The 5,425-nt window shown below is 36.8% G+C and carries 7 protein-coding genes; 3 read left to right on the forward strand and 4 right to left on the reverse strand.

The annotated features are described in order from the left end of the window. Positions 1-52 precede the first annotated feature (52 nt). Positions 53-757 carry an NUDIX hydrolase gene (locus E1140_RS07630; RefSeq protein WP_155181207.1) on the forward strand — a complete coding sequence of 235 codons (705 nt, stop codon included), beginning with the start codon at positions 53-55 and terminating at the stop codon, positions 755-757. Here E1140_RS07630 and coaD read toward each other — a convergent pair. The 4 genes from coaD to E1140_RS07650 all read right to left on the reverse strand — a co-directional run bounded on the left by coaD (position 754) and on the right by E1140_RS07650 (position 3,491). Beyond that, positions 754-1,212: a pantetheine-phosphate adenylyltransferase gene (coaD, locus tag E1140_RS07635; RefSeq protein ID WP_155181209.1), complete on the reverse strand. Its 459-nt coding sequence runs from the start codon at positions 1,210-1,212 to the stop codon at positions 754-756. The genes E1140_RS07630 and coaD overlap by 4 nt on opposite strands. A 9-nt stretch (positions 1,213-1,221) precedes the next feature. Beyond that, complete coding sequence (locus tag E1140_RS07640) at positions 1,222-2,109, reverse strand: DUF3822 family protein (protein WP_155181214.1); 888 nt, start codon at positions 2,107-2,109, stop codon at positions 1,222-1,224. A 4-nt stretch (positions 2,110-2,113) separates the two neighbouring features. Next, the gene (locus E1140_RS07645; RefSeq protein WP_155181217.1) at positions 2,114-2,932 is read right to left on the reverse strand and encodes a hypothetical protein; all 819 of its coding nucleotides are present in this window, start codon (positions 2,930-2,932) and stop codon (positions 2,114-2,116) included. Positions 2,933-3,008: 76 nt separating this feature from the next. Beyond that, on the reverse strand, positions 3,009-3,491 hold the full coding sequence (locus E1140_RS07650; protein WP_155181220.1) for an NUDIX domain-containing protein: 483 nt from the start codon (positions 3,489-3,491) through the stop codon (positions 3,009-3,011). A gap of 82 nt (positions 3,492-3,573) precedes the next feature. Between E1140_RS07650 and E1140_RS07655 the strand changes: the two genes are divergently transcribed. Together E1140_RS07655 and E1140_RS07660 are read left to right on the forward strand one after the other, a co-directional pair. Next, positions 3,574-4,014, forward strand: a complete 441-nt coding sequence (locus E1140_RS07655) for a PaaI family thioesterase (protein ID WP_155181223.1) — start codon at positions 3,574-3,576, stop codon at positions 4,012-4,014. Next, on the forward strand, positions 4,014-5,405 hold the full coding sequence (locus E1140_RS07660) for an AAA family ATPase (protein ID WP_185153473.1): 1,392 nt from the start codon (positions 4,014-4,016) through the stop codon (positions 5,403-5,405). Before E1140_RS07655 ends, E1140_RS07660 begins: the two co-directional genes overlap by 1 nt. The last annotated feature ends 20 nt before the right edge of the window (positions 5,406-5,425 follow it).

Consider the following 5,425-nt stretch of genomic DNA (forward strand, 5'->3'; position numbering starts at 1 on the left):
GCGCAAATAAATTTTACATTCATTTGTGTCACTCAACGATAGATTAAATTGGATGAACCTCTTCATCAATGACACCCCCGTTCAAATACTTCGCCCGCAGGTAAAGCCAGATAAGAGGGATTTTAATTTGGTTATAAACTCGGAGATTGAGCCTATTACTAAAGCCAAGCTTTTACACCGCGTCTGGATCAAGCATGCCAAAACAGATGAAATTGATAAAATACTAGACTTGCTGGATACTACCAGTATGGGTGGGTTGATATCCCTAACCTTGTCGGTAGATGATTATGAAGAGGTGAAGAGGTTTCTTAAAAAGAAGTTTAAGATTATTAAAGCTTCAGGTGGGCTGGTAAGAAAGAAAGATAAAATTTTGATGATTTATCGACTCAAGAAATGGGACCTTCCTAAGGGCAAACTTGAGAAAAATGAAAATGTAAAAGCTGCTGCTAAGCGTGAAGTGGAAGAAGAGTGTGGCGTGTCCGTAGAACTAGATAAAAAGATATGTACTACCTGGCACACATATACAATGAAGCGCAAGAAGATTCTTAAAAAAACTACATGGTACTCAATGGATGTGGTTAAGGATAAGCACATGAAGCCCCAAATTGAAGAAGATATTGAAGAAGTAAGATGGATGGCTCCAAAAGAAGTTTTTCACGCTTTAGAAGACTCGTACAAATCCATCAGATTTGTTTTTGACAAGTACTTTGAGAAGGAGAAATCTAAAGAGAGTACTAATACAGAAGTGCCCTCTTAATCAATTTTATAAGGCAAAAACTCATTCACATCACCTTTATATTTGTGCACCTCTCTTATAATGGTAGAGCTTATAGAAGCGAACTTTGGAGAGGTAATTAAGAAAACAGATTCTAATGATTCGTTTAGGTACCTGTTTACCTGAGAGATACTGTTTTCATACTCGAAGTCTGTGGTGTTTCTAAGGCCTCTAAGTAAAAATTTAGCATCATATTTTTTTGCAAGATCAGCGGTAAGCTCGTTGTAAACTATAACCTTAATGTTATCAAAGGATTTGAAGGTCTCTTCAATATAGCCAACCATTTTGTCTACCTCAAAGTATCTATTATTCTTCTGATTGTTATGACCAATGGCAATGATTAGTTCATCAAAAAGAGCAAGTCCTCTGAGTACAATATCTTCATGACCTTTTGTAAATGGGTCAAATGAGCCTGGAAAAATGGCTACCTTTTTCATAATAGAAATTTAGGAGCAAAGGTGCATGCTGTACAGATCAAAGAAATGGTGATCTTGCACTTCGTCAAAAACAAAACCGAACTTCAAATATTCAGGTCTGTCACCAAAAGAAATATTCTTGATGAACTTGTAGAATTCATTATAATGAGGCGATTGCTTTCCAATATAACCCCAAATCACTACATCACTTTTTTGCTGACTTTTATTAAGACCCTTCATCACCAGCATAATGTATCTAATGTATTCACTAAACTGTTTGATGCCAAACTGATTGTAATACTCCAGTTGTCCATTTCTAAGCGTTACAATGTGCAACTTGAAACGGTCTATGTACAAGTACATAGAATCCTTCTTATTGATTTTGGCAAAGTTAATGGCTCCTTCAATCAAAGAGCTTGACTGATGAATGAATCCAACCTCTGCATTAGGATAAAGGTTTGTAAACCAATTGTGCAATACCTTATTCATGGCAAAAACACAGATGGCATCAGATTTTATATGTTTGTAGTACAGAATCTCTTCTGTCTCTGTATTGATCTTAGCATTCAGTCTCAGGTAGTCTACCATGGCTTCTTTAACAAATAAAGAAGAGGGGACTAATGAAAACTTGTTATTCTTAATGCTGACTTTTACTGTTTTCCAGAAACCTGCCATCAGTAGATGGTGGTCAGCAAACAGATTTTCCAGATTTGATTGTAGCTCTTTGTAAGTTTTTACACTTGGTAGCACATAATCTTCAAGTAGCAATGTTCTATTGCTACTTGAATCTATGATGGATACCTGCAGGTCACGAACCCCAACTTGAAGAAGTAGATTATACTGATGAAGTTGATCTACATCAAACTTAGCGTCCTTTATTTTCTTTATTAGCTTATAGCCTGCAGTTGTTGTATTCAATGGTTTATTCCCAGTTACCTGATAAAGTTACATCAGTTTTAGAACCAAACCTTAAAGGTTTCTTGTTTTTTGCTTCATTATTTTCGCTTCTAGTCGGATCGAATGGCTTAGGATTTTTAACCTCAACTACATCAACCAACGTATTGCTTCTTTCAATTTCAGCAGCAAAAATGTCGAATTTAACTTCTTCTGAATATTCATAACCAGGTACATAAGCTAGTCTGCTTATATCAATTGACTGATCATATTTGGTTTCTTCCAATGACATCATTAAATCACCTTTAGTAATTTCCTGACCTGCTGTAAATCTTTTTCTACTTTTTACTCTTCCGCTCTCTTTGAATTTGTGAGTTACATTCTTTCCGTTTTGAACTAATGTATAAGCAGGAGCTCCTTTTATAGCTTCTTCTCCAGGTGCAACCGCAAAGCTTACGAAAGTACCGTTGTTGGCAGCATTTACGTTATGGGCAGTTTTGAATATTCTTTCTTTTGCAGGAATAATATCAAGCGTATCATAAGTGATAATTGAACTATCAGCGCCATAACTTAATGTTACAACTCTTTCTTTCTTTTGAATGATAGGGTATTGACCATTTTCAATAAAATCAATCAACTTATCCCAGTCGCTGGTATAATTTCCATTTACCTCTAGATAAACTTCTTCAGCTTCTCTTATTAGCATTAATTTTTCAATGATGGCACCTTCTCTTTCGGCAATCATCGCTTGGTCATCAATAGTGGATTTAACACTGCTTATAAGGTAATAACCCAACCCAAGGCTAAGAACCAAAAGAACAATAGAGATTATTTTAGTAACGTTCATTTCTTACAAATTTAGAATGCAATAATAAGTCTTTTAAGAGGTAAAACATAAATAATATACCCGCTAATTAATGGAATTATTGCCATAATTTAAAATGGCCTTTCATATTTAATACATATTCTTCATTTACACTTCCTTGCAGGATATTATGCCTTTTTTTATTAGGTATAACTATCAAATCTTCAAAAGTCACAAATTTAACTTCCTTAATTATCTGCTGATCAGCCTTTAACTCTGGGTCTATGCCCGTTTTGAGACTTCCTTTTTGTCTTGTGACTTTGAAAAATAGCTCAATAGCGTGCAAGTTACCTGAATGAAATTCATTGACACAAAGAAATTTATTAACGGTAATTTTTAAACCTGTTTCCTCATAAAACTCTCTTTTAAGGGCATCTTCGGTAGATTCATTGAAGTTGATTCCACCACCGGGAGGTGCCCATAATTCGCCAAGTTCTCCAAGCTTATCATGTTTGATAAGCAAAATACTGTTATGCTCAATGCAGATGCCGCACACTCTAATCCTAACCTTACCACCAAAAATTTCATTTACAGCATTCATTTGTTAATAATATGGAATAATACACTCAGTTGAAAGTGGGTTGTCAGTGTTCTACTATATTTGCGACCAAAGGAATTACTGTATGAAAACATTTAACCCTGATTTTAAAAATAGAGTACTAAAACATCTGGATAGACAATTCTTCATGAAGCATATCGGCTTCCAGCTAGATGTTATTGAAGTTGGTAAGACGGAAGGTAGGCTTGATTTGCAGGAGATCCATAAACAACAAGCGGGCTTTGCTCATGGAGGTCTGGTAGCAACACTAGCTGATATTACCGCGGGTTTTGCTGCCGTAACGCTGGTAGCGTCAGATCAGCAGGTAGTAACTGGAGAAATTAAAATCTCTTATTTAAACCCAGGTGTGGGGGAGCAGCTCATTTCAAGAGGATGGGTCTTGAAGCAAGGTAGAAAAATGAATTTTTGTGAGTCTGAAGTTTGGGCTGTTAAAGATGGAGTAGAAACTTTAATAGCTAAAGCATCAGCGACTATGGTCACCATTTTTCCGGAAGACATAAGATAGTGCCCAAACCTTCCGAAATATTATTTCAAAAGTTTCCCTTCGAGCCTACCCAGGGTCAGCTAGACTTCTTTGAAAAGGTAGATCAATTAATTGAAGACAAAGATTTACCGGTTCTTATGGTAAGAGGGTTTGCAGGTACAGGTAAAACCACTATTGTTACCACGCTGGTTCAGGTGTTGCCACTATTCAATTACAAGTTTTCTTTGCTCGCGCCTACAGGCCGGGCCGCCAAGGTGATGTCTTCCTACTGTAAGCGAATGGCCTTTACCATTCATAAGAAAATTTATAAACAGGTGGCTCAGGGTGGAGATGCACTTTCTTTTAAGAAGCAGAAAAACTATGCTAAGAACACGGTATTCATTGTAGATGAGGCTTCGATGATAAGTGAAGAGGCAGGCTTTGGTAAGTCAGGGCTGTTATCGGATCTTCTGAGCTTTATTTTTTCAGATAGCAGCAACAAACTTATTCTCATTGGTGATAATGCTCAGCTACCACCTGTAGGGCAATTGTTGAGTCCAGCGTTGAATGCAGACTATCTTAAGAGTGATTATAAACTTGATGTGGAGGAGATAATGCTGACCGAGGTGATGCGTCAAGAGCGGGAATCTGGCATTTTGTTTAATGCCACTAACCTTAGAAATCTGTTAACTCAGGAAAAACAACAGATTCAATTTAATGTCAGGTATCCGGATATTTTTAAAATGACTGGAGAGAGGTTGGAAGATGGATTGAGGTATGCTTATGATAATTATGGCATTGAGAATACCATGATTATTTGCAGATCAAACAAGTCAGCCAATGGGTATAATAGATATATAAGAAACTCTCTGCATTTTTATGAATCGGAGATTGAAGCTGGCGAATTCTTGATGGTTGTGAGAAATAATTATGTTCATTCCCCTGATGAGGTGGCCGGTGACTTTATTGCTAATGGCGACTTTGTAGAGATATTAAAGATCATTTCATTTGATGAAATGTATGGATTTAGATTCGCTAAACTTCAATTGAGGCTTTTGGATACCAATGTAGATAATAGCTTTGAGGCCATGGTGATGTTAGATACTTTGTATTCAGAAGCACCTTCATTGACCAGCGAACAGAACCAGCAACTTTATGCTGCTGTTAGCGAGGATTATGGGGACATGTCGAGAAAGGAATTTCGAGAAGCGCTTAAAAGGGATCCTTATTTAAATGCCCTTCAGGTAAAATTTGCATATGCCATCACTTGTCATAAGGCGCAGGGTGGGCAGTGGCCAATAGTTTTTGTAGATCAGGGTTACCTTAAGGAGGATAGCATAGATAAAGAGTATGTCCGTTGGCTGTATACTGCCATTACCCGAGCAAGTGAGCAATTGTTTTTAGTGAACTTTGATAAAAAACTATTCGTTTAGCACTTAATGATTTGTTAAAA

This window comes from Fulvivirga lutimaris, from assembly GCF_009711525.1.
GTDB lineage: Bacteria > Bacteroidota > Bacteroidia > Cytophagales > Cyclobacteriaceae > Fulvivirga > Fulvivirga lutimaris.

Excerpts from the sequence above, each read along its gene's own strand:
- E1140_RS07655 (WP_155181223.1), top strand. The coding sequence starts at position 3,574 with ATGAAAACATTTAACCCTGATTTTAAAAATAGAGTACTAAAACATCTG.
- E1140_RS07650 (WP_155181220.1), bottom strand. The coding sequence starts at position 3,491 with ATGAATGCTGTAAATGAAATTTTTGGTGGTAAGGTTAGGATTAGAGTG.
- E1140_RS07630 (WP_155181207.1), top strand. The coding sequence starts at position 53 with ATGAACCTCTTCATCAATGACACCCCCGTTCAAATACTTCGCCCGCAG.
- E1140_RS07645 (WP_155181217.1), bottom strand. The coding sequence starts at position 2,932 with ATGAACGTTACTAAAATAATCTCTATTGTTCTTTTGGTTCTTAGCCTT.
- coaD (WP_155181209.1), bottom strand. The coding sequence starts at position 1,212 with ATGAAAAAGGTAGCCATTTTTCCAGGCTCATTTGACCCATTTACAAAA.